Annotated in this window: 22 protein-coding genes and 2 tRNA genes; 23 read left to right on the plus strand and 1 reads right to left on the minus strand. The window is 32.1% G+C overall.

What is annotated here, in order from left to right; all coding sequences use genetic code 11:
* Positions 1-61: 61 nt before the first annotated feature.
* The 11 genes from EBF09_RS01915 to EBF09_RS01965 all read left to right on the plus strand — a co-directional run bounded on the left by EBF09_RS01915 (position 62) and on the right by EBF09_RS01965 (position 13,166).
* Positions 62-1,204 (plus strand): MFS transporter, encoded by a 1,143-nt coding sequence (locus EBF09_RS01915; RefSeq protein ID WP_121763458.1) that lies wholly within the window; start codon positions 62-64, stop codon positions 1,202-1,204.
* Positions 1,205-1,206: 2 nt separating this feature from the next.
* On the plus strand, positions 1,207-3,384 hold the full coding sequence (locus EBF09_RS01920) for a dynamin family protein (protein ID WP_121763459.1): 2,178 nt from the start codon (positions 1,207-1,209) through the stop codon (positions 3,382-3,384).
* Entirely contained in the window at positions 3,381-5,135 is a 1,755-nt protein-coding gene (locus tag EBF09_RS01925; RefSeq protein ID WP_121763460.1) for a dynamin family protein, read from the plus strand. The genes EBF09_RS01920 and EBF09_RS01925 overlap by 4 nt, the downstream gene beginning before the upstream one ends.
* 43 nt (positions 5,136-5,178) lie before the next feature.
* The gene (locus EBF09_RS01930; protein WP_121763461.1) at positions 5,179-5,988 is read left to right on the plus strand and encodes a J domain-containing protein; all 810 of its coding nucleotides are present in this window, start codon (positions 5,179-5,181) and stop codon (positions 5,986-5,988) included.
* Positions 5,989-6,009: 21 nt separating this feature from the next.
* A complete protein-coding gene (locus EBF09_RS01935; protein ID WP_121763462.1) occupies positions 6,010-6,714 on the plus strand; it encodes a hypothetical protein in 705 nt (234 codons plus the stop codon).
* Between the two features lie 3 nt (positions 6,715-6,717).
* Positions 6,718-7,581, plus strand: a complete 864-nt coding sequence (locus EBF09_RS01940) for an NAD(+)/NADH kinase (RefSeq protein WP_121763463.1) — start codon at positions 6,718-6,720, stop codon at positions 7,579-7,581.
* On the plus strand, positions 7,581-9,119 hold the full coding sequence (locus tag EBF09_RS01945; protein WP_121763464.1) for a DNA repair protein RecN: 1,539 nt from the start codon (positions 7,581-7,583) through the stop codon (positions 9,117-9,119). The genes EBF09_RS01940 and EBF09_RS01945 overlap by 1 nt, the downstream gene beginning before the upstream one ends.
* Position 9,120: 1 nt before the next feature.
* Entirely contained in the window at positions 9,121-10,452 is a 1,332-nt protein-coding gene (locus EBF09_RS01950) for an NFACT family protein (RefSeq protein WP_121763465.1), read from the plus strand.
* A gap of 1 nt (position 10,453) precedes the next feature.
* Positions 10,454-10,768, plus strand: a complete 315-nt coding sequence (locus EBF09_RS01955) for a hypothetical protein (RefSeq protein WP_121763466.1) — start codon at positions 10,454-10,456, stop codon at positions 10,766-10,768.
* Between the two features lie 568 nt (positions 10,769-11,336).
* Entirely contained in the window at positions 11,337-12,533 is a 1,197-nt protein-coding gene (locus tag EBF09_RS01960; protein ID WP_121763467.1) for an HD domain-containing protein, read from the plus strand.
* Positions 12,534-13,166, plus strand: coding sequence for a trimeric intracellular cation channel family protein (locus EBF09_RS01965; RefSeq protein ID WP_121763468.1), 633 nt, complete (start codon positions 12,534-12,536; stop codon positions 13,164-13,166).
* Positions 13,167-13,542: 376 nt separating this feature from the next.
* Here EBF09_RS01965 and EBF09_RS09045 read toward each other — a convergent pair whose 3' ends face one another.
* The gene (locus EBF09_RS09045) at positions 13,543-13,683 is read right to left on the minus strand and encodes a hypothetical protein (RefSeq protein ID WP_157978155.1); all 141 of its coding nucleotides are present in this window, start codon (positions 13,681-13,683) and stop codon (positions 13,543-13,545) included.
* A gap of 160 nt (positions 13,684-13,843) precedes the next feature.
* Between EBF09_RS09045 and nrfH the strand changes: the two genes are divergently transcribed.
* From nrfH to EBF09_RS02025, 12 genes are all read left to right on the plus strand, one after another.
* Positions 13,844-14,353 carry a cytochrome c nitrite reductase small subunit gene (gene nrfH, locus EBF09_RS01970; protein WP_121763469.1) on the plus strand — a complete coding sequence of 170 codons (510 nt, stop codon included), beginning with the start codon at positions 13,844-13,846 and terminating at the stop codon, positions 14,351-14,353.
* Positions 14,354-14,368: 15 nt separating this feature from the next.
* Positions 14,369-16,213, plus strand: a complete 1,845-nt coding sequence (locus EBF09_RS01975; protein WP_121763470.1) for an ammonia-forming cytochrome c nitrite reductase subunit c552 — start codon at positions 14,369-14,371, stop codon at positions 16,211-16,213.
* 167 nt (positions 16,214-16,380) lie between these two features.
* The gene (locus EBF09_RS01980) at positions 16,381-17,181 is read left to right on the plus strand and encodes a spermine/spermidine synthase domain-containing protein (protein ID WP_121763471.1); all 801 of its coding nucleotides are present in this window, start codon (positions 16,381-16,383) and stop codon (positions 17,179-17,181) included.
* Positions 17,178-17,777 carry a dephospho-CoA kinase gene (coaE, locus tag EBF09_RS01985; protein ID WP_121763472.1) on the plus strand — a complete coding sequence of 200 codons (600 nt, stop codon included), beginning with the start codon at positions 17,178-17,180 and terminating at the stop codon, positions 17,775-17,777. The genes EBF09_RS01980 and coaE overlap by 4 nt, the downstream gene beginning before the upstream one ends.
* Before the next feature lie 45 nt (positions 17,778-17,822).
* Positions 17,823-17,898, plus strand: a tRNA-Ala gene (locus EBF09_RS01990).
* A gap of 20 nt (positions 17,899-17,918) precedes the next feature.
* Positions 17,919-17,995, plus strand: a tRNA-Arg gene (locus tag EBF09_RS01995).
* 145 nt (positions 17,996-18,140) lie between these two features.
* Positions 18,141-19,448 carry a S41 family peptidase gene (locus EBF09_RS02000; protein ID WP_121763473.1) on the plus strand — a complete coding sequence of 436 codons (1,308 nt, stop codon included), beginning with the start codon at positions 18,141-18,143 and terminating at the stop codon, positions 19,446-19,448.
* Positions 19,438-20,148, plus strand: coding sequence for a phosphoribosylaminoimidazolesuccinocarboxamide synthase (gene purC, locus EBF09_RS02005; RefSeq protein WP_121763474.1), 711 nt, complete (start codon positions 19,438-19,440; stop codon positions 20,146-20,148). Before EBF09_RS02000 ends, purC begins: the two co-directional genes overlap by 11 nt.
* Positions 20,149-20,156: 8 nt before the next feature.
* Complete coding sequence (purS, locus tag EBF09_RS02010) at positions 20,157-20,393, plus strand: phosphoribosylformylglycinamidine synthase subunit PurS (protein WP_121763475.1); 237 nt, start codon at positions 20,157-20,159, stop codon at positions 20,391-20,393.
* A gap of 2 nt (positions 20,394-20,395) precedes the next feature.
* A complete protein-coding gene (gene purQ / locus EBF09_RS02015; RefSeq protein WP_121763476.1) occupies positions 20,396-21,055 on the plus strand; it encodes a phosphoribosylformylglycinamidine synthase subunit PurQ in 660 nt (219 codons plus the stop codon).
* 67 nt (positions 21,056-21,122) lie between these two features.
* Complete coding sequence (locus EBF09_RS02020; protein WP_157978156.1) at positions 21,123-22,340, plus strand: SH3 domain-containing protein; 1,218 nt, start codon at positions 21,123-21,125, stop codon at positions 22,338-22,340.
* A complete protein-coding gene (locus EBF09_RS02025) occupies positions 22,324-23,007 on the plus strand; it encodes a lysophospholipid acyltransferase family protein (protein ID WP_121763478.1) in 684 nt (227 codons plus the stop codon). Before EBF09_RS02020 ends, EBF09_RS02025 begins: the two co-directional genes overlap by 17 nt.
* Positions 23,008-23,010: the final 3 nt, after the last annotated feature.

The raw sequence follows: 23,010 nt of genomic DNA on the forward strand, positions 1-23,010 counted from the left end.
TAAAAGATTATTCACCTTAAAAATATTACAATGCAAAGAAAAAATAAAAACTAGGTGAGAAATGAAGCGTTATACTCTGTGGATTGTTATGTTAAGCTCTATGCTAACAATTTCTAGTCTTTATATCACACAACCTGCACAACCTCTTTTTGTCAAAGAATTTGGAATTTCAGTAACAGAAGTTACTTTATTTACTTCAGTGGTATTATTTTTTTTAGCAATTGCTCCTATTTTTTATGGATATTGGTTAGAAAAATTTGAAGTAAGAAAGATTTTATTTATTTCTTTAGGGATTGTTGGTATTTTGCAATGCTTGATTGCTTTTACACAAAGTTTTGAGAGTTTTTTGTTTGTGCGTTTTTTAGAAGCTTTGGTGATACCCGCAGCACTTACTTCTACACTCACTACATTAACAAGAGAAGGGGGAGGTAAAAAATATGTGAATATCTATGTGGCTTCAACGGTTTTTGGAGGAGTTTTTTCAAGGGTTGTGGGAGGATTTTTGATTACTTTAACCTCATGGCAAATCACTTTCTTTTTACTTGGAGTTAGCACACTTTTAGTGGCATTTGGAGCTTATAAAATGCCAAAAAGCGATGCCAAAATGCAAGCAAACAAAATTAAACCCAAAGATATTTTAGAACTTTTTGCTAAACCGCATTATCGCTTGTTGTTTTTTGGAGCTTTTGTTGTGCTTTTTTGTTTTCATGGAGTTTTGAATTTTTTACCTTTTGAGATTAAAAAAATAGTGCAAAATACAACCACAGCCGAGATTGGCTTTCTATACTTAGGGTATATGATAGGTATTGTAGCTGCTTTGCTTTCTCCTAAAATTTCTAAGTTTTTTGGAGGAGATGTAAAGGCGATTATTTTTGGATTCTTAGTTTTTGCTTCTGCGCCTCTTTTGATGCTTGTCCCTTCTTTTTGGTGGACGTTTTTTTCTGTGTTTGTAATTTGTGTAGGAATGTTTATTTGTCATTCTCTTTTATCTACACTTGTTAATTCTTTCTCGCAAGAGAAAAAGGGAATCACAAATGGCTTATATCTTGCTTTTTATTACACAGGCGGGACGATAGGAGCAACCATGCCAAGCTCCCTTTATGCTTTGGGGTGGGAAGTGCTTTGTATCTTTATGAGTGGAGTGCTTTTATTGAGTGCTTTTTTATTTTGGTATTTTAGAAAATTTTTAGTAAAGTTGGGGTGAATATGCAAATAAATAGTGATATTTTAGCATTGCTTTTAAGCGTGCAATCTTCAAATTTTTCTATAAGTGGAAAGACAGAGATTTTAAAAGAGGTTTGTAAAGAACTTGGTATTTTATTAAGTTTTGATGTGATTTTACAAACAAGCAAACAAATTTTAGAAAGCTTTAAAGAAGATTTAGAAAAAGGCAATCAAGAGGGTAAAAAAACTCTTAATGAAACAATAGAAAAGCTTTATAAACTGCAACAAGCGGATATTTTAAAAGAAGAAGAATTTTTAACCCTAAAGAAACAAATAGAAGAGATTTTAAGCACAAAAGTAAAAATTGGCAAAAGAGAAATGTCCTATTTTAACGATGCGTTTTTAGCGAATTTTTTTAGTAATTCTTTGGAAGTTTTAAGCAAAGAAGCAAATAATTTAGTGGCTTTAGAGAATAATCAAGAAGAAAGCCAAGAATTAAAATCTTGTTTGCAAAAGATTTTAAACAATGCTAGGGAGCAAAAATTTTCCATAGGAGTAAGTGGAGTTTTAAGTGCGGGGAAAAGCACATTTTTAAATGCATTATTTAAAAGGGAAGTTTTAGGGAGTTCTAGTATTCCAGAAACTGCGAGTTTGACGATTTTAAAATATGGGGAAGAAAGAGCAAGAGTGCATTTTTGGAATATGCAAGAATGGGAGATTATGCAAAGCTTTTTAGAAGAGGAGATTATAGAAAAATTAGAAAAAGAAAGTAAAGACAAAATCACAAAAGAAGGAAGAAGCTTAGAAATATTGCTAAGTGATTTAAGAAGCTACACTTCTGCAAATGCAGATTCTAAGCTTGCAACTTTAGCAAAATATAATGAGATTTTTTTGCCTGTAGAATTTTTGAAAAACGATGTGGAGATTGTGGATACTCCAGGGCTTGATGATCCTATGCTTCAAAGAGAACAAATCACAAAGCAATATTTAGAGCGTTGTGATTTGTTAATCCATGTGATGAATGTTTCTCAAAGTGCTACGCAAGTGGATATGGATTTTTTATTAGAAGCATTAGAATATGGGAATCTTGCTAGAATTTTGGTGGTTTTAACACATATAGATTTGGTTAAAGAAGAGGAATTTCAGGAGGTTTTAGAATATACCAAAAGCACTCTAAGGAGTAAAATAGCCAAAAATAAGGAAGAGTTATTAAAACGCATTGCGTTTGTAGGGGTGGCGAGTTATCCTGCATTGCTTTATGCGACAAATCCAAATAAAGCAAAGGAATTAGGGCTAAAAGAAGCAAATATGAAAGAGGTGGAGCAATATTTAGAGGATATTTTATTTGGGGAAAATTCTCTAAAGTCTAAAGATATTATTTATCTCTCAAGCAATGCTATGTTAAAAGTTGCAAAGCAAATAGAAAGCGGATTGGAATTGCAAGAAAAAATGCTTTTTAGTAGCGAGGAGAAGATTTTGGAGTTTATTCAAAAATTGCAAAATAAAAAGGCAGATTTGCAAAAGGAGCTTCAAGATTATAAGATACAAATTGAAAATGCAAAAATAGAATTAGAAAATTATCTTTTAACACAAGAAAAATTTTTAGAATTAAAATTATTAGAAGCACAAGAGATTCTTGTTAAAAGAGTTTGTGATGAGATTGTTTATCATAAGGGTAAAACAATCAATAAGGAATTTTTAAAAGAAAAGATTTTGCAAGGTTTAAAGGATTTTTTAATAGATATTTTAAGAGAATTTTACCAAAAACTAGAGCAGAAAATTTTACAAATTAGTAGTCCTTTGGAGAAATTAAAGCTAAAAACAAGAGCTTATCATTTTGCAAACAATTTGGAGGCTATTTATAGCGTTTATAGCAAGATAAGCAAAGAAGTTTTAAAGCAAATTGGAGCAAAAGAATTGCAAAAGGCTATTATGCAAAGTTTTAGTGAGGGTATGCAGACTTTTAAAGAAGAACTTTTTGTAAAAAGTGAAGCGATTAAAAAAGAGCTTATAAAGAATTTTACAGAAGCAAAAGAAGAATTGTTTAAAGAGCTAGAAGCACAAATTATGCAAGAAGAAAAAATTTTAAATCAAGCATTAAAAGAACAAAGCAAGCAAGAAAAATATAAAAAACAAGAAGAGCTTTTGGGTAAGCTAGAGAGCGTTCAAAAGAGTATGGATATTTTAGAAGAATTAAAAATGCTTGGGGGCTGTGTATGATTTTTAGATATATTCAAGAATATAATGCGATTTTAGAAGAGAATAAAAAGAAAAGTAAATTAGAACAATTTTTAATAGAAAGTGAAAATTCCTTGCCGCTTTGTAGTGCTTTAAATGAATTTTTTAATAAACTTATTAAAGAGATTGATACACCTTTGGAAATTGCAATTGTTGGGCAATTTTCTAGTGGAAAAAGTAGCTTTTTAAATGCGATTTTAAAAGAAGAACTTTTACCTACTGGAATTACTCCTATAACTTCTAAAGTGTGTAAAATTCTCTATGGAAAAGAGAGAGTTTTAGAGATTTGTTATAAAGACAATACAAGAGTTTTAAGAGATGTGGAGTATCTACAAAAGCTAAATAGAGAAGCTACAAAGCAAATTAGTCATTTTTGTTTGTATTTAAATAATCCGCTTTTAAAGGAAATTACCTTTATGGATACTCCCGGATTTAATTCACAAAATCAAGAGGATACGGAGGTTACGACAAATATTTTACAAAAAGTGGATGGTATTATTTGGCTAACTTTGATTGACAATGCTGGAAAGAAAAGTGAAAAAGAATTGCTAGAAAAATATATGCAAAATTATGCACATAAAAGCTTGTGTGTTTTAAATCAAAAAGATCGCTTAGAAGAAAAAGAGGTGCTTTTAAGCTTAGAATATGCTAAAAAGGCATTTAATGGAATCTTTGCTACAATTTTGCCTGTTTCTGCTAAAAATGCCCTAAAAGGTTTTAAAGAATCTAATAAAGAACTTTTAGAAGAATCAAATTTTTTAAAAGTGCATGATTTTTTAAAAGAAGTCATTAGTCCCCAAGCTAAGGTTGCTAAAGAATATAGAATCTTGCGAAATTTGCGTTTTAAGCTTTTATCTATGGAGTGTGAAATCCACACAAAAAACAAAAAAACTCTTCAATTAAAGAGAAGAATTTTAGAGTTTTTAGAAGAAAATAAGAATGAGTTGAAAGTATTTTATTTGCACCAGCAAAAGGAGTTCAATGCTTTTTATGGGGAGTTAGATTCTCTTTTAGAAGAAATTTCACAAAAGATTTTTTCTAAACTAGTAAGGCAAAAAATAGAAATTTCGCAAGATAAATGGGGAGGGCTTTTAAAACAAAAACAAGAAAAGGAAGTTTGGATTTTACAAAAAGAAACTTTAAGCATTGAATTTTTTGGAGAAAATAGCTCTTATTTAAAAAGAATAAGAAGTCTTAGTGCTAAAATGAGGCAATTTGTGGAGAATTTCACTCTTTTAGAGGATAGAGCAATAAAATTTTATGCAATGCTTAGTGGTTTTGCTTCAACTGAGGAGATTTGCAAAATGCAACAAAAAGAGCTAGAAGGACTATGTTCTTTTAAAAAAGAATTAAATGGAATTGCAATTTTGCTACAATTATCCTACAAACAAGCCATAACAGGAAGCATAGAAAAGCTAGATTTGAAGATTAAAGAAGCTATTAAAAAGCACAAAAGCAATCCTTTAGAGTTTCCAACCTTTACTCCTACTTTAGAAAACATTAGAGATTATTTAAATGAGGGTATAAATTATGAGCAAATTTCTCCTATGCTTTTTGGCCCTATGAATCTCTTAAAAAAAGCACATTTAAAGTATTTTGAGATTTTTGGGCAAAATATAGATTTGATAAGTGAGAAAATTTTTGCTAATATACAAAAATCTAAAGAAGAACGCGATACAATAAGCAAAATATTTAAAAGAGCTAAAAACAAGAGTGGAACTCTAATTGCTTAAGAAACTAAAGTTGTCATAAAGTTTAAAGGAAGGAACCTAAATAATGAAAGTAGAGCTCTTAGAGCCTTATATTCAAATAAGCATTGAAAAAGAATCACAATTTTTAAAGCGTGCTATTAATTTTGCATATAAGCATTTTTCAAAAGCTTATAGACTTTCAAGTTCTGTTTTGATTTTAGATGATGGGGAGCGTTATAAAAAGGACTATTTTTTAAATTGGGCTTATCATGTAGCTATGCAAGAGAGTGATAAGAATAAAAGCGATGATTTTAATACAATTATTGATAATAGTTATCTTCCTATTCGTATTAAAATGGTAGAAAATCAAGCAATTTTAGAATTTGTAGAAATTTCTTTGCAAATGGTGCATACTTCTTTTGAGCATGCACAGGTTTGCTTAAAGCTTGATCGCCCCAATCGTCTTGCTAGGCGTTATCTTACTTCTAAATTTAGAGAGTTTGTTCTCTCTTATACAAAGCAGGAAGTTTTTTTAGATTCAAGTAAGCCTATTTTTTGGGAAAAACTTATTGAAGCACTTTCACAAAAAATAGTGCATAATGTGGTTTTGGATTTTGATTATGAAACCTTTAAAACCTACAACACATTTGAATGCTTTGAAAATTATTTAACCAAAGAGGAGAAAGCTCTTAAAAAAAGCTATAAAATTTTGGGTTGTGGGTATAATGATGATTTTGAGCAGGTAAAAAGTCGCTATATTGAACTGGCTAAAATCTATCATCCTGATAATGTTTATGGGCAAGATAAAAAGATTATAGAGGGTTATGCAGAGAAATTTAGGATTATCAAAGAAGCCTATGAGAATATTAAAACCAACTTTAAAAGAGTGGCTTAAATTTTAAAAAAGGAGAAGAGAATGGCACAAGAAGAAATTGAAGTATCTTTTGAAAAAGAACCCAAAAAGAATTTTGGTGTAATTTTGCTAGTTTTGGTAGTAATTATTTTGGCTGTGTTTGGGCTAGTGTATTATGTGCTAAGCCAACCTTATGGCAAAAATATGCTAGAGAATTTGCAAAATGCTTTTGGAGTGCAACAAAGCACAACCGCTACATCTTCTTTAAGTATGGAAGCTAAAGATGAGGAAATTAAGAGATTGCAAGTTGCATTAAGACAAAAAGAGCAAGATCTTTTAAAGCTTTCTTCTTCTGTTAAAGGTTTAGGAGAATCGGTAGAGCAGATGAAAAAAGATCAAAATGCTCTTGCAAACAATTTACGCTATTCTATCAAACCTAAAAAACAAATTATTGTAGAATGCTATTCTATGGAAGTTGGTAAATGGGATATTCCAAAGGGTTGTTTGCTCTCTATCGCTACAAAAGTAGGCAATGAGCTAGAAAGTGATAATCGTGTAGTGGCTTTTGAAGTGCAAGGTTTTGTGGATACTAAGCCTTATGCTGGAAGTTCGCCTGAACTAAAACAAGAGGGTTTAGCGAGTTTTAGAGCAAGAGAAGCTATAAGAGAGATTAACAAAAAGCTTCCCAATGCGACTGTATTTGAGGGTCCTAGTATCCAAGTGGAAGATAAACGCGGTTATAGCATTAAGGCATATTTTGTCAATTAAAAAATGAAAGAAAATCGTATTTTAGGAGTGTGTCTTCGCCCATCTACTCCAGAGCTTAAAGGGTATTTTTTAGAATTTCAAAGCTTGGCTAAAAAGTTTGGTTTTGAAGTGGTTTTGGATTCTTTAAGTGCAGGCATGATAGGTATGCATGGAGTGAATTTTAAAGAAATGTCAAAAGAATGTGATATTTTAGTTTCTATCGGGGGAGATGGCACACTTATATCTACTGCTAGACGCTCTTTTTCTTTTGGGAAGCCAATTTTGGGGATTAATATGGGGAATCTTGGCTTTTTAACGGATTTGCAAAAACATGAAGTAGAGGCTTTTTTGCCTCATTTAAGAAAAGGAGAATATCATATTGCTAACCATATGATGTTAGAAGGTAAAATTATAGGCAAAAATGGAGAATACACCAAAAGCTTTTTTGCACTCAATGATATTTTAGTGAGCCGTTTGTCCAACTCTTCTATGATACATATTAAAGCTTATATAGATGAAGAATATTTTAATTCTTATTATGGAGATGGTTTGATTATTGCTACTCCTACGGGTTCAACAGCTTATAATATTAGTGCAGGGGGAGCAGTGGTGTATCCTTTTTCTTATAACTTGCTTTTAACCCCTATTTGTGCGCATTCTTTGACACAGCGTCCTTTAATATTGCCAGGAGAATTTAGCGTGCAAGCAACTTTGGGCGAAGAGGGGAATTGTAATATTATTATTGATGGACAGGAGAATAAAACTTTACATTTTGGAGAAAAGTTGCAAATCCGTGCTTTAAAAGATGGTGTAAAATTAATACATAATTTAGAGTGGAATTATTTTAAGATTTTAAAAGAAAAATTTCATTGGGGAGATTATGAGTAATGCAAGAGCTTATCATCCATAAGATTTTAATCAAAAACTCTCTTAGCTTTAAAGAAGAATGCTTTGAGCCAAGCAAACATTTTAATGTAATTAGTGGTGCAAGTGGGGCTGGGAAATCTGTGCTTATGCAAAGTATTTTAGCGCTTTTTGGACTAAAAGAGGCTAATGCTGAACTTATAGAGGCGACTTTGAGTATTAAAGGGATTGGCGAAGATTTTATAGGATTAGTGGATGAGGGAGAGCTTATCTTAACGCTTAGTAAAAAAGATAAGGTGCGTTATTTTTTAGGGGGGCAAAATATCCCCAAAAAACGCATTCAAGAGCTTTTTGAGCCTTTTTTAAAGCATTTGGGAGCTAAAGGAGATTTAGAAAGTGAAGATATTTTAAGAGCTTTAGATGGAATGATTTTGGGCTATGAGAAAGGCTTTTTAAAACAGATTAAAAAATATGAAGAAAGTTTTTTAAAATATCAAGCAAGTAAAGCACAGCTAAAAGAGCTTCAAGAAAAAAGCTTAAAAGTAAATGAGCTAAAGGAATTTGTGGCTTTTGAGATTAAAAAACTAGAAGAGTTATCTCCAAAAAAGGGGGAATATGAAGAGCTTTTAGAGCTTAAAAAGCAAATTTCAAAAAAAGAAAAGATAGCCCAAAGTTTAAATGAAGTGATGCAAATACTCTCCCAAAGTCATAAAATTGCTAGTTTTTTAACACTTATCAACAAAGAAAACGAAAGTATTTTGAATGCTTTTAATGAGCTTGAAAGTCTTTGTGAGCAAGAAGGAAATTATTTAGAAGAATTAGAAGAAAGCAATATTGAAGAGATATTAAACAGAATCGAAGCTTTAAGTGCATTAAAGCATAGATATGGAGGGGTGGAAGAGGCGCTAGAATATCTGGATAAGAAGAAAAAAGAATTGCAAGAGTATGAGAATCTTGATAATCTCTTAAAAGAAGCGCAAAATTGTTTTAAAAAAAATCAAGAAGAGTTAGACAAAGAAGCAAAAGAGCTAAGTTCTATGCGTTTAAAATATTTAGAGAAATTTTCTAAAATTCTCAATCAAACCTTAGAGCTTTTAAAAATGCCAAATGCTTGTGTGGATTTACAAGAAGTTGATTTTATGCAAAGTGGAAAGGATATGTGTAATCTTAGCTTTCACAATAAAACTTCTATTAAAAATTTAAGTTCAGGAGAGTTTAATCGTTTGCGTCTAGCCCTGCTTCTCACTAAAGGAAAAGAAGCCAAAAATGAAGCCATTATACTTTTAGATGAGGTGGATGCAAATTTAAGCGGTGAAGAATCAAGTGGTGTAGCAGAGATTTTAAAAAGGCTCTCTAACAATTATCAAATCTTTGCAATTTCACATCAACCCCATATGCCAAGTTTAGCAGACAAGCACTATTTAGTGCAAAAACAAAAAGAGGGTTCTAAGATTATAGAGCTTGATAAAAAGGGAAGAATAGAAGAAATTGCGCGTATGATTAGCGGTAAAGAAATCACTAAAGAAGCCTTAGAGTTTGCCACAAAAGCTTTGAAAGTTTAGTATGAATCTAGCTCATTTAAAGAAGTTTGCGGAGTTTTTAAACAAAAATCTTCCTTTAAAACTTAGAAGCATTAGGAGAGTAGGGGATAATCTTTTTAAGCTAGAGATGGAGAAATTTCTTTTTTATTTGGATTTAAATAGAGCCAAAAGTACAATTTTCACAACAAAAGAAAATCTAAGCTCTCCTAAGCAATATAATGCTCCTTTTGATAATAGTTTGCAAAAATATTGTTTTAATGCAAAACTTATAGAAGCAAGTGTAGATGGAGATAATCGGATTTTAAGATTAAGATTGCAAGGTGCTAATGCTTATAAAAAAATAGAAGTAATTTTACAAGCAGAATTTACAGGAAAAAATACGAATCTAATTTTACTCAATCCACAAAAAATAGTCTTAGATGCACTAAGACATATCGCCCCTTATCAATCTTTTAGAGAGGTAAAAATAGGTAAGATTCTCTTAGAGCTTCCACAACCTAAAAATGCACCCAAGATTATAGAAGAAGGGCGCGGGATTTTAGAAATTTTAGAAGAGAATTTTAAAGAATTGCAAAATCAGAATTTAGAGCAAAAAATCTCCCAAGTCCTTCAAAAAATTTCTAAAAAAATGCAGACTTTAGAAGAGATTCTACAAGGCTTAGAAGATAAAGAAGAGTTAGAGAAAAACGCTAAAATACAACTAGAATATGGAAAGAAAATTTTAGAAAATATTTATAAATTTGAAGATTTTAGAGGAGAGAGCATTAGGCTTGATGGAATGCTAATACAATTACCTAAAAAGGCAAAAAATCTTTCAAACGCAGCACAGATATTTTTTGAAAATTCAAAAAAACTTAGCAAAAAAGCACAAAATATTTATATTCAAAAAGAAAATTTGCAAGATAAAATTTACTTTTTTACACAATTATCGCAAATGGTTCAAAAAGTGAAGAATTTAGGCGATTTGCAGATACTTGCTTCTAACTTGCAAAAAGATAAAGAGAATTATAAAAAAGAAGAAACAAAAGCTTATGAAAGCTTTTTTATAGAGGGATTTAAGGTATCCATTGGCAAAAATCAAAAAGAAAATATTTTGCTTTTAAAAGAGGCTAGGGCGGAGGATATTTGGGGGCATATTAGAGATGTTCCAAGCTCACATTTGATTATCCATAGCGGAAAAAGTAAGATTCCTGCTATAATATTACAAAAAGCTACTAAGATTTTGGTGGATTTTGTAAAAAGCGGAAGCGGGGTTTATGAGGTGGATTATACAAAAAGAAAATTTGTAAAAATCACACAAGGTGCAAAAGTCGTATATGCAAATTATCAGACTTTAAGGGTTTTAAAGGAATAAAATGGCGATGACACCTGTTGGGAATGTTACTTACATCAATCAAAATGCCCAAGTGGGTTCTACACAACATGCTAATACGCAAGTGAAGCTTGATTTTGCTGCAATGGTAAATTTAGAAGCTATGCAAGAACAGCAAGATGGAATACAAGAAGTGCGTCCCACAGAGGAAACTCTTAAAACCGATGAAGATGCTAAGGGCTCTAAAGGGGAACAAGAAGAGCAAGAACATAAAAAACAAGAAGAATCACAAGAAGAAAAAGATGAAATACAAACAAGAGAAGATGGCACTATCGCGCATTTGAATATTTCTATTTAAAAATTTATAAAATTTTATAATATATTTTTAACTGCATTAGCATTTTTCAAAAAGACAAATGAACTATGGAGAAATTTTATTGAAACAATAATTTAGTTTCTAAAGTATTTTTAAAAGAAGTAAATTATAGGTTTAATAGGCTTAATAGCTAGATATGGCTTTATTTTGGGGAATAAACCATAATTGGGTATGTGGGAGGAAACTAACTATCAAGTCGCTATTTATGGATATTAGCAGACTACTAAACCTACCGCTAGCCTAAACTTAGCGAATTGCTATTATAGCTTTTAAAATATAAAATAGATATTAAATCTTTTTAAAATTTGAATAATTTTTGTAAGTTTTCTTTAATATGTGAATTAATGAGAACTTTTAAGAAAATGGATTTTATTGTTTTTAGTGTTTCGTGTATTTTGAAAAAATATATTATAATTTCAAAAATAATTTTTAAGGATAGTTTTTGAGTTTTTGGGAAAAAGTGATTATTGCTTGTGTTAGCCTAGCTTATCTTATCTTTTTAATCTATCAAAACAAAGACTATTTTAAAAAATCTTAAAGTAGAGAAAATATGAAAAAACCGCGACTTAGCCATTCACTTTTGCAAAAAATCTTCACAGCAGCGAGTATTAGAAGATGGAACGATCAAGCTACTCCTGTGGAGTTTGTAGAGCTTGATAAACAAGCCCATAAGATTTTTATTGCTTATCTTTTAGCACATTTTGAAGCAATAGAGCATAAAAGGGAAGTAGATTTTGAACGCCTTATTTTGCAGTTTTGTTATGAATTTTTTGAACGCATAATCTTAACTGATATTAAGCCTCCTGTGTTTCATCAGCTTGTGAAAAATCACAATGAAGCTTTAGTGGATTTTGTTTGTTGTGAGCTAAAAAGTGATTTGGAGAGTTTTCCTTTTTATGAGGATATGAGAAAATATCTTTATGGTGGGGTGAATAATTTAGAAAAAGAGATATTGCGTGCAGCACACTATTATGCTTCAAAATGGGAGTTTGATATTATTTATCATTTTAATCCTAAAATGTATGATGTGCAAAATATCAAAGACATCATTGATAAGCAAGTAGAAGAGCATTATCATCTTGCGGGAATTAGGAAAATTAAGCTTTATAAAGATTTAAAAGAGCTTGTGAGTATGTTTGGGCAGCTAAGATTCCAAAAGCGTTGGAGTCAAACTCCAAGAATCCCAGAAACTTCAGTGCTAGGGCATACGCTTGTAGTGGGGCTTAGTGCATTTTTGTTGGGATATGATTTAGGGGCAGGGCGTAAAATGCAGATCAATCACTTTTTGTGTGGGCTTTTTCATGATTTGCCAGAGATTTTGACGCGTGATATTATCTCTCCTATTAAGCGAAGTGTGGAGGGGCTAGATAGCTTTATAAAAAAGATAGAAGAAGAAGCAGTAAGGGAGAAGATTTTTTCTAAAGTGCCAAAAGAAATTGAAGAGGATATTTACTTTTATATCCAAGATGAGTTTTCAAACCGCTATAAAGATGAGAATGGAGAAGTATGTTATGTGTCTAAAGGAGAGGAGTTTTTAAAAGATAATAGTGAGAAGGATGCTATTTATGGAGAGTTTTTGAAGTATTGCGATCATTTAAGTGCATTTTTAGAGGCTAGAATCTCCATAAGGCATGGGATTTCAAGCAAAGAGCTAGAAGATGGAGCGAAAAATTTAGAATATATGTATAACGATAAAGAGATTAATGGGGTGGATTTGGGGTATCTTTATAGGGAGTTTAGGGGTTAGATGCTACTTACAAGTCTTTATATTTTGGGGATTACAGCAGAGGGAATGAGCGGTGCACTTGCAGCAGGGCGACATAATATGGATTGGTTTGGGGTGATTTTTATTGCTTGTGTTACGGCTATTGGTGGGGGTTCTATTAGGGATATTTTGTTTGGGCATTATCCACTTACTTGGGTAGCACATCCAGAATATTTAGCAATCGTATGTGCCGCAGCACTTCTAACAACTAGAATCCCTTTTTTGGTAGAGAGATTTGAAAAAGCATTTTTGATTTTAGATGCACTAGGATTAGCGGTGTTTAGCATTATAGGTGCTAGGATTGGTTTGGAGTTTCACCCAAGCGGTGCGATGGCAGTAGCGGGAGCTGTGATTACTGGGGTGTTTGGGGGGATTTTGAGAGATATTTTTTGTGCGAGGATTCCGCTTGTTTTCCAAAAAGAACTTTATGCAAGCATTTCTTTGATGATTGGAAGCTTGTATGTTGTTTTAGAATTTATTAGTAAAAATTATTTTCCTCTGAATGAAGATTTGATTATTATAGGATCTTTGCTTGTGGGGTTTGTAACTAGGCTTATTGCAATTAGGTATCATTTAGGTTTGCCAAGATTTGAATATACGCCCAAAAATCAATAGTTTTAGTTGTTATTTTTGTCATTGTGAGGAGCGAAGCGAGAAAGCAATCTAAAAAGAGCAACCAAAAACCAAATGCAACTTTGGCTTTATGCAAGACCTTAGCAACCCTCTCGCCCTGCTTTGTGGTGTAAAATGGTGGAGGAAAGGTGGCAGAAGTGCCACCGCCACCATTTTGCTAAAAGCAGAAAAGGCGAGGCTCTCCCCCAATAGCCAAAAAGGGAGCTTTTTGTGCGCGGGGGAGTGAGGAGGGGGAGAGGTGTTTTTGTGAAGAGAAAGAAAAGGATTTAGAAAAGAATGAAGATTGATTTTGTGTTGTTGTGAAGCCTCCTACTTGTCATTGCGAGGAGCGAAGCGAGAAAGCAATCTAAAAAGATAATTATAAAGGCAAATTCCTTAGACTACTACGAGGTTTGATAGCCTCTTGCAATGATAGTAGTGTATCTTTGGTTAATCTATAAGACTGCTCGTAGTGTTTTGCTGTTTGGATAGAGGCAAGGGTAACTTTAGGTTGTCGCATAGGACAACTATTTCCTAGCAAGAAAGTAAATAAGTTACAAACAAAACTATTTGCCAATCATTTACTTTTTGACTTAAATCAAGGAAATTATTTTTTAAAAATCATACAATCACACTATTGAATCTTAAAAGGATTCAAAAAAATTGACAAGGAGCACAAATTGGAAGGTGGAGAAGCTAAAAAATCGCTTTCATTTTTGGCAATACTTTTGATTGTTTTGTGTGTGATTGTTGTTATTTTTGGATTATATACTTTTTATAATGCTAAAGGAATGTCTTATTTTAGCAATGATAGTGAAGCATGTAATAACTGCCACATTATGAATGAAGTATATAATGATTACCAAAGAGGTTCGCACTCACAAAAAATCGCAGGAAAGCCAAGAGCGACTTGTAATGATTGCCACTTGCCCCATGAGTTTGTGGAGAAATGGGTTGCAAAAGCACAAAGTGGGCTAGGACATGCTTATGCTTTTACATTTAAGCTAGATGTTTTGCCAACAAACTTAAGTGCAACACCAAAATCTAAAGATATGGTGCAAAATAATTGTGTGCGTTGCCATAGCGATATGGTAAGCAATGTAGTAAATCCTACACTAGATCCCCATAATAATAGTGCATTAAAATGCGTTTCATGCCATGCGGGTGTAGGACATAAAAGAGGATTTTAATTTTAGGAGGTAAAAATGCAAAAGAAATCGCCATTATTATTGGGTTTGATTGTTATTGCGGTGGTTGTTTTGGCTGCTTTGTTTTGGTTAAATAAAGATATTACTCAAAAACAACAAGAAGGAGTAGGAGGTTTAGCTAAAAAAGGCTTTGAAGTGATGAGTGATGATAATCCAACTTTTACAGCTTGGGGAAAAAATTTTCCAGATTATTTAGATATGTATCTAACTGTTGAAACACAAAAGCCTATCCCAACAGAATTTGGAGGGAATTTAGCTTATTCAAAGCTTATTCGTTATCCCCAACTTACAATTCTTTGGGCGGGTTATCCTTTTAGCTTAGATGCTAATGAAGAAAGAGGGCATTTTTTCATTCAAGCAGATCAAATGGATACTGCAAGAAATAACAAAGATTTCTTAAATGCTCATGGATTTGCAGCATTTAATGGACAACCAACAGCTTGTATGAATTGTCATAGTGGTTGGACTCCTTGGCTTTTAAAAAATATAGCTAAAGGTGAAGATGAAAGAGAAAAATGGATTTCTTTTAATTCAACACAATATTGGACAATGATTAAAAATGTCCCTGAAGTAGAAGGGGTGAAAGATCATACCGGTTTGCATGGTGGGACAAGAATGGGTGTAACTTGTGCAGATTGCCATAATCCAAACGATATGCAATTAAGAGTTACAAGACAAGCTGCAATTAATGCGTTAGTAAATTTTAGAGGTTATGAGAAAGATTCAGTTACAGGTGTAAAAGCAAGTCGTGAAGAGATGAGGACGCTAGTATGTTCTCAATGCCATGTGGAGTATTACTTTAAACCAACAGGAACTAAGGTTAAGGTTATGGGTGAATCTATTGCAAATGATGCAAGTCAAAAATGGTGGAATGGCACTCAAAAAACTTATGATCAAATTGATGTTTGGAGAAATGGTAATGAGCCAACAGAGATTGAAGTAAATGGTGTAGAGCTAGTTTTCCCTTGGGGTGAATGGAAAAAAGGAATGCCATTTAGAATTGAAATGTTTGATGAGTATTATGAAAAAGTTAGAGATGTATTCCCGCAAGATTGGGAGCATAAAATCACAAAAGCTCCTATGTTAAAGATTCAACACCCAGAATCAGAGCTTTATAGTGGTGGTGTGCATGCTGCAAATGGTGTAAGTTGTGCGGATTGTCATATGCCCTATGTAAGAAAGGGTGCTAAAAAGGTAACACAGCATAATATTACCTCTCCACTTCAAGATATTAATGGAGCTTGTAAGTCATGCCATACTCAAAGTGAAGAGCAGTTAAAAAAGCAAATTTTGGATATTCAACACTCTATTGCATATGATTTAAGAAGTGTAGAGTATGCAACTGTGAGCTTGATTGAAGATATTAAAGTAATGCGAGGTAAATTAGGAGCATTAGAAAGCTATCAAAGCAATGGCAAACCTGATGATAAAAAGATTTCAGTTGCCTTAAAAGAAGTGTTAGAACTTCATAGAAAAGGACAAATGAGAGGCGATTTCATCGGTGCTGAAAATTCAACAGGTTTCCATAATCCTAGAGAAGCTTCAAGAATGTTATTGCAAGCTATGGATATGGCAAGACTAGCTCAAGCAAAATTAGTAGAGATTGCTAATGCTAATGGTATTAAAGACTTTAAAGTTTCTAATTTAGGATTTGAAGATATTCAAAAGTTAAATCCAGGAGAAATTAAGTATAAAGTGGATTTAAATGGTAAAAAAGCAGGAGATCGCTACTATGAGCATGAAGAAGTGAATGGCTCTGCTCCAAAAGAGTTATTAGAAATGGATAAAAATAACAAGCCTTATAATTACAAGGCATTAGATTCTAAGACTTCTTCTTATTAATCTACTTAGATTAAAAGCCCAAATTTTTTTGGGTTTTTAATTAAAAACTTCTATAAAACATAGATTTTATGTTTCTTTTTGTATAATCTTTTATTCTATTTGTCAAAAATTAAAGTTTTTTTTACAAAAAATACAATACGCTTGTAGGAAAAATAAAAAGGCTAATAATGTGGGTTTCAAAAACTTATAATCATAAAATCCAACAAGAATATTCTATCAAGAATAAAATATGTGATATAAAGGGCGTAGAGCATCATTTAGAGATTTTTTTAAGCGATGTTTTTTCACAGATTGCTAAAATTGATGATAGATTGTATTTGCAAAGTTTTTTAAAAGCTCAAAGTGAGTTTTTAGCACATATTGGAGTTTGCTCTTATAAAGAAACTCCTAAGCGTGTTTTGGTAGCAGGAAGTTTTAATTTAGAGCTTGCTTATGAGCTTTTAAAATATGATTTCTTAGAGACTGATTTTTTGCAGTTTGATTTAAAGGTTTTAGAATCTTTAGTGGGGTTTTTCCCGCACTTTAAAGAAGTAATGGAACACAAAAGATTCCACCATATCCCCCAAACAAATAAGGAATTTTTAGCCCAAAATGAAGAAAGGGCGCAAGAATACGATATTATTTTTGACTTTACTTTTAGGGGCGAATTTCAAAATATCTTAGCACAAGATGGGATAATGATTGCGGAGCTTCCGCATTTATTGCTAGATTTAGAGGGGGCTAAGCAAAAAATTTTAGATTTTAAAGAAAGCTTTAGGGTAAAAATGCCTTTTGTAATGCCCTTAAGTCAAGATTTTGATAATTGTTATTTATTAGCTTCTAAAAAATACCACCCAACAGCAGATATTGCATTGCAAAGAGCGGATATGCTAGAGGATTTAGAGTTTTATCAGCCACTTTTGCATCAAAGTGCATTTGTGCTACCAAAGGGTATTAAAAATGCTTTAAATGGGATTGTAAAAAATTGAATCTAAAATATGCAATAGCACTTAGTGGAGGCATAGGAAGTGGTAAAAGCACGAGTGCTTCCCTTTTAAAACTTTATGGCTATAAGGTGATTTGTGCAGACACAATCGCACATAAAGTTTTGCAAGATTGTAAAAAAGAAGTAATAGAAGAATTTGGTGAAGAAATTTTAGAGAATGAGAAAATAAATAGAAAAAAGTTAGGCAAGATTGTTTTTAGCAATAAGGATAAAAAGCAAAAACTAGAGGCTTTGTTGCACCCTAAGATTAAAGAAGAAATTTTAAAACTTGCTAGATTAGAAGAAGAGAAGAAGATTTTTTATTTTATTGACATTCCTTTGTTTTTTGAAACTAAAAATTATGCGATTAAAGAAAGTTTATTGATTTATGCTCCACAAAATTTACAAATAGAGCGGATAATGTCGCGTGATGGCTGCACTAAAGAGGAGGCATTAAAGAAGATTTCTAGTCAAATATCTATGGACGAGAAGAAAAAAATGTCAAGTTATGTGATAGAAAATGTGGGTGATTTAGAGGATTTGCAAAGGCAAATTGAAAATTATTTAAAAAATTATTTGCCAAATTTAAAAATTTATTGAAAAATTAAGAAACATTTAGGTAAAATGCCAAGCTTAAAACAAAATGGGGTGTTAGCTCAGCTGGGAGAGCGCAACGCTGGCAGCGTTGAGGTCAGGAGTTCGATCCTCCTACACTCCACCAGCTTACTTTTTACCCTTTGTGCGTCCGTAGCTCAGCTGGATAGAGCAACAGGTTGCGGTCCTGTAGGTCGGGGATTCGAATTCCTCCGGGCGTACCATACTTTTATTTTATTCTACATTTAAATTTTTTAACAGCAGAACACAAATAGCAATAAACTAATGATTGAAAAATTTTATACTTATATTTTTTTTAAGAGATATTAAGATAAAATCCTTAGCTTATATTATTTTTAGGTTGAGAGAATGAAACAGATTCGAGCTTATTTTAGTGGTTGGCTTTTGGTGTTGCTTTTAGCGTTAAGTGTGCAAGCTTATGCAGAGGTAAAAAATACAGAAAATTCTAGATTAGATGCTTATAACAAGCTAAGAAAAGTGATTGGAACGATTGAGAATTACTATGTAGATGAGCTTACGCTAAATGAAATAGTAGATAAGGCGATTGATGGGCTTTTGACTAATCTTGATGCGCATTCTGCGTATTTAGATGAAAAGAAATTTGAAGAGCTAAAAATTCAAACAAATGGGGAATTTGGTGGTATTGGGATTACTATTGCGTTAAAAGATGGTGGAATCACTATCATAGCGCCTGTTGAGGGTAGTCCTGGTGATAAAGCAGGGTTAAAAAGTGGAGATATTATTTTAAAAATCAACGATGAAAGCACGCTTAGCATGAGCTTAGATGATGCAGTGAATAAAATGCGTGGCAAGCCTAAAACAAAAGTGCAACTCACTATCGTAAGAAAAAATACTCCTAAACCTTTAGTATTTGATATTATAAGGGATAATATTAAAGTGGAATCTGTTTATGCAAAAGAGATTGAAGGGACAGATTATGCTTATGTTAGGGTAACTTCTTTTGATAAAAATGTGAGTAAAAGAGTATTAGAAGAACTAAAAAAGATTAAAAATCTTAAAGGTATTGTTCTTGATTTAAGAAATAATCCAGGTGGTTTATTAAATCAAGCTGTGGAACTTAGTGATATTTTCTTAAAAGAGGGTGTGATTGTTTCACAAAAAGGAAGAGTAGAGGATGAAAATGTCGTCTATAAAGCTAAAGCAAAAACTCCTTATGCGGATGTGCCTTTAGTGGTTTTGATTAACAATGGAAGTGCAAGTGCAAGTGAGATTGTTGCAGGAGCATTGCAAGATAATAAAAGGGCGATTTTAGTAGGAGAAACGACTTTTGGTAAAGGAAGCGTTCAAGTTGTATTGCCTACTGAGAAAAAAGAGGCGATTAGATTAACGATTGCAAGATATTATTTGCCAAGTGGAAGAACGATTCAAGCAGTAGGTGTAACTCCAGATATTGAAGTGCAACCAGGTGCTGTGCCTAATGAAGATAATCTTTTTACTTTAAAAGAATCAGACCTTAAAAAACATTTAGAAGGTGAGCTAGAAAAAATCACAAAAGACAAGCCTAAAAAAGAGCAAACCGACAAGAATCAAATTATAAAAGCACAAATTATGAATGATATCCAACTAAAAAGTGCTATTGATGTAGTAAAAACTTTATCATTAATTAATTCTAAAGGAGCAAAAGATGCAAATTAAAGAAATGATGTATGAAGGAAAAGGAAAGAAACTTTTTTTAACAGAAGATGAAAATTTAGTCGTTTCACAATTTAAAGATGATTTAACAGCATTTAATGCAGAAAAAAAGGGAAGCGAACAGGGCAAAGGGATTTTAAATTGCAAAATTTCTTCAGAAATTTTCAAACTTTTAGAAAAAAATGGCATTAAAACGCATTATGTAGAAACATTAAGCGATGATCAAATGCTTTGTAAAAAAGTAAAAATCATTCCTATTGAAGTGGTAGTGAGAAATGTAGCAACAGGATCTTTGTCTAAAAGATTAGGTATTAAAGAAGGGAGTATTTTGCCCTTTACTTTGGTGGAATTTTACTATAAAGATGACGCACTAGGAGATCCTTTAATTAATGATGAGCATGCTTTGATTTTGGGTTGTGCAAAATCCATAGAAGTTTTAGATAAATTAAGAGAGAATGGAAGAGCTGTTAATGAGGTTTTAAGAAAGTTTTTTGATGAAAAAAACTTGATTTTAGTAGATTTTAAATTGGAATTTGGAATAGATAGCAAGGGAGAAATATTGCTAGCAGATGAGATTACTCCTGATAGTTGCAGATTTTGGGATAAAGACACTAAAGAAAAGCTAGATAAAGATAGATTTAGACAAGATTTAGGCAATGTCAAAATGGCTTATGAAGAAATTTTAAAAAGAATTTTAAATTAGGGAAGTGTATGCAAGTAGAAGTGATAGTTAAATTAAAAAATGGAGTTTTAGATCCTCAAGGAAAGGCGATTTGCCATGCTTTGCACTCTTTGGGACATAAAAATATAGAAGAGGTGAGCGTAGGTAAAAGAATACTTTTAGAGGTTAAAGGACAAGATAAAGAAGCCATTAAAAAAGAAGTAGAGCAAATGTGCCAGACATTGCTTGCAAATGTAGTAATTGAAGATTATGAGGTAAAACTATAAAAATGAGTGTTGCGATTTTACAATTTTTGGGAACTAATTGTGAGTATGATATGGAGTATGCTTTTAAGCTTTTGGGAGCACAAACACAGATTGTATGGCATAAAGAAGAAGAGTTGCCTAAAAATACAAAGCTTGTTGTAATACCGGGTGGCTTTAGCTATGGGGATTATTTGCGAAGTGGGGCTATTGCGCGTTTTTCTCTCATTATGAAGGCGGTGGCTGATTTTGCAAAAAATGGAGGCTATGTGCTTGGAATCTGCAATGGCTTTCAGATACTTTTAGAGAGTGGTTTATTGCCTGGAGCGATGAAGAGAAATGAAAATTTACATTTTATTTCTAAGCAACAAACCTTAAGAGTAATCAATAATCAAAATATTTTTTTAGAAAATTTTCAAGTAGGTGAAACAATAAAAATCCCAATCGCTCATGCAGAAGGGAATTATTTTATAGATGAAGAGGGCTTAAAAGAACTTAGAGAAAACAATCAGATTTTACTAGAATATGTGGAAAATCCAAATGGTTCTTTAAATAATATTGCAGGGATTTGCAATAAAACAAAAAATGTTTTTGGGCTTATGCCACATCCAGAACGCGCTATGGAAGAATTGATGGGCGGAAGTGATGGCAGAAAAATGCTTGAAAGTTTTATGAAAGTTTTATAGAAATTTCATGAAAATTGTTGTTTTATTTCTTACTCTTTTTGTTTTGATGTTTGCAGAGGAGACACAAATGTTTCCTCAAACTCCTATAAAAAATTATTCTCCCAGCCAAGAACAAATAAAAACTTTAGATAATGGCTTTCAAGAAGCAGAAATTTTGCCTAATGGTGAAAAAAATCATATGCCTCTTATAGAAGAAAAAGAGGGAGAGATAAAAGGAGAGTTTGGGGAGGATTTACTAAATCCTATAAAAAAAGATGTCGCTAAAGAAGAATTTGTTCCTAATCCTTTAATTAGTTCAAAACTTCTTTATGTGGATTTATTAAATTCTCCTAGTGCTGTTTTATATATTAATCAGATTGTGCCTTATGAAGTTAGAGTTATGGCATTTTCAAGCTATAATACAATAGCGGTGGATTTTAGCGAGGAAACTTCAGTAGAAGTTTTAAATAAAGAGCAAAAATGGAGTATCCAAGGCGATGGGACTTTAGTAAATACTTACTATCTTAAAATCAAGCAGTTAAATTATAAATTCCCAGATATTAGCATTACTCTTAATACTAAAGAAGGAGAGGCTAAGGAGATTTTAAAAGGTGCAAGTGGAAAGGCGATTAATTTAGAAAAGGCTAATTTCTCTTCTGTAATTGCTAAAGAGCTTGTGATTAAAGATACAAAAATTACTTCTTTTGATGAAAAAAATAATCTTGCAGTATTTCAGCTAAAAAGTCAAGTGGGGAATTTGTTGGATTTTAAACTAAAACAATATAAGCAACAAGGGATTGAGAGTAAAAGTGGTGATATTGCAAATAGGGAAGTTTTTTATTATGTGATTGTGCCAAAAGAGCTAGAAGAGATTGCTTTTGAATATTTTAATACCGATAAGTCTTCTTATGTAGAGCTAAAAATGCCAAATCTTGCAGAGGATGATAAAGTAAGCACACAAAGTGATATTACACCAAAAAATAATTATCAAATCTATCAAATTTTAGTGCTGATTGTGATTGCGTTATTATTTTTTGGGTTGTATTTTTATAAGAGAAAGTGGATTTTTATTGTTTTAGCTATTTTGCCATTATTTGGAATACTTTATATTCTTTCTATTAGAACTTCAGCCACTTTAGTGCCTAACACGATTGTAAGGATTCAACCAACCTTTAATTCAACGATTATTTTACAGACAGAAGAGGCATTAAAAGTGGAAGTAATTACACAAAAAAGAGGCTATTATAAAGTAGTCTTAGAAGATGGAAAAATAGGGTGGGTAAAAGAAAATGATGTCCAAAATTAGAGCAATTAGTGCAGTAATTTATACGCTTTTAATCATACCTTTTAGTATTCTTTTTATGTATTTATTGCCAAAATATCATAGGATTGTTAGAAAAATCACAGCAGATTTTTTTTGTAAAATCTTTTTTGTCAAAGCAGAGGAGATTGGAGAGATTGATAAAGAAGCACAGATTTTAGTGATGAATCATCAAAGCTTTATGGATGTGATTTATTTAGAAGCAAAACATCCTAAAAATCTTTGTTGGATTGCAAAAAGAGAATTGGGTAAGCCTTTTTTATATGGACATGCACTAAAAGCTCCTAAGATGATTTTAATCAATCGTGAAAGTAAAAAAGAATTGATTTATCTCTTAAAAGAAGCTAAAGATAGGCTAGAAGATAATAGAGTGCTTTGTATTTTTCCAGAAGGGACGCGTTCAAGTGGGGAAGAAAAATTTTTGCCTTTTAAAATGGGCGCAAAAATCTTAATAGAAAAATATAATTTAAAAGTGCAACCTATAGTTTTTTGTGGGACAAGAAAAAATTTAGACATTGGAAAGTTAAAATTTAATAATTCTAAGTTTTTTGTAAAATATCTCCCTTCTATTTCTTCAAAGGGTGAGAATTGGTATGAAGAGCTAAAAGCAAATATGGAAAAAGAGTATTTAAAACTCTACAATGGGGATTAAATT

Origin of the sequence: Helicobacter burdigaliensis, from assembly GCF_003670295.1 — a bacterium.
GTDB classification, from domain to species: domain Bacteria; phylum Campylobacterota; class Campylobacteria; order Campylobacterales; family Helicobacteraceae; genus Helicobacter_D; species Helicobacter_D burdigaliensis.

Coding starts and splice junctions, on each gene's coding strand:
- purQ (WP_121763476.1), top strand. CDS start 20,396: ATGAGTGTTGCGATTTTACAATTTTTGGGAACTAATTGTGAGTATGAT.
- EBF09_RS01925 (WP_121763460.1), top strand. CDS start 3,381: ATGATTTTTAGATATATTCAAGAATATAATGCGATTTTAGAAGAGAAT.
- EBF09_RS01945 (WP_121763464.1), top strand. CDS start 7,581: ATGCAAGAGCTTATCATCCATAAGATTTTAATCAAAAACTCTCTTAGC.
- EBF09_RS02020 (WP_157978156.1), top strand. CDS start 21,123: ATGTTTCCTCAAACTCCTATAAAAAATTATTCTCCCAGCCAAGAACAA.
- EBF09_RS02025 (WP_121763478.1), top strand. CDS start 22,324: ATGATGTCCAAAATTAGAGCAATTAGTGCAGTAATTTATACGCTTTTA.
- EBF09_RS01960 (WP_121763467.1), top strand. CDS start 11,337: ATGAAAAAACCGCGACTTAGCCATTCACTTTTGCAAAAAATCTTCACA.
- EBF09_RS01935 (WP_121763462.1), top strand. CDS start 6,010: ATGGCACAAGAAGAAATTGAAGTATCTTTTGAAAAAGAACCCAAAAAG.
- EBF09_RS01940 (WP_121763463.1), top strand. CDS start 6,718: ATGAAAGAAAATCGTATTTTAGGAGTGTGTCTTCGCCCATCTACTCCA.
- purS (WP_121763475.1), top strand. CDS start 20,157: ATGCAAGTAGAAGTGATAGTTAAATTAAAAAATGGAGTTTTAGATCCT.
- purC (WP_121763474.1), top strand. CDS start 19,438: ATGCAAATTAAAGAAATGATGTATGAAGGAAAAGGAAAGAAACTTTTT.
- EBF09_RS09045 (WP_157978155.1), bottom strand. CDS start 13,683: ATGCGACAACCTAAAGTTACCCTTGCCTCTATCCAAACAGCAAAACAC.
- EBF09_RS01950 (WP_121763465.1), top strand. CDS start 9,121: ATGAATCTAGCTCATTTAAAGAAGTTTGCGGAGTTTTTAAACAAAAAT.
- EBF09_RS01975 (WP_121763470.1), top strand. CDS start 14,369: ATGCAAAAGAAATCGCCATTATTATTGGGTTTGATTGTTATTGCGGTG.
- EBF09_RS01920 (WP_121763459.1), top strand. CDS start 1,207: ATGCAAATAAATAGTGATATTTTAGCATTGCTTTTAAGCGTGCAATCT.
- EBF09_RS02000 (WP_121763473.1), top strand. CDS start 18,141: ATGAAACAGATTCGAGCTTATTTTAGTGGTTGGCTTTTGGTGTTGCTT.
- EBF09_RS01955 (WP_121763466.1), top strand. CDS start 10,454: ATGGCGATGACACCTGTTGGGAATGTTACTTACATCAATCAAAATGCC.
- EBF09_RS01980 (WP_121763471.1), top strand. CDS start 16,381: ATGTGGGTTTCAAAAACTTATAATCATAAAATCCAACAAGAATATTCT.
- EBF09_RS01930 (WP_121763461.1), top strand. CDS start 5,179: ATGAAAGTAGAGCTCTTAGAGCCTTATATTCAAATAAGCATTGAAAAA.
- EBF09_RS01965 (WP_121763468.1), top strand. CDS start 12,534: ATGCTACTTACAAGTCTTTATATTTTGGGGATTACAGCAGAGGGAATG.
- EBF09_RS01915 (WP_121763458.1), top strand. CDS start 62: ATGAAGCGTTATACTCTGTGGATTGTTATGTTAAGCTCTATGCTAACA.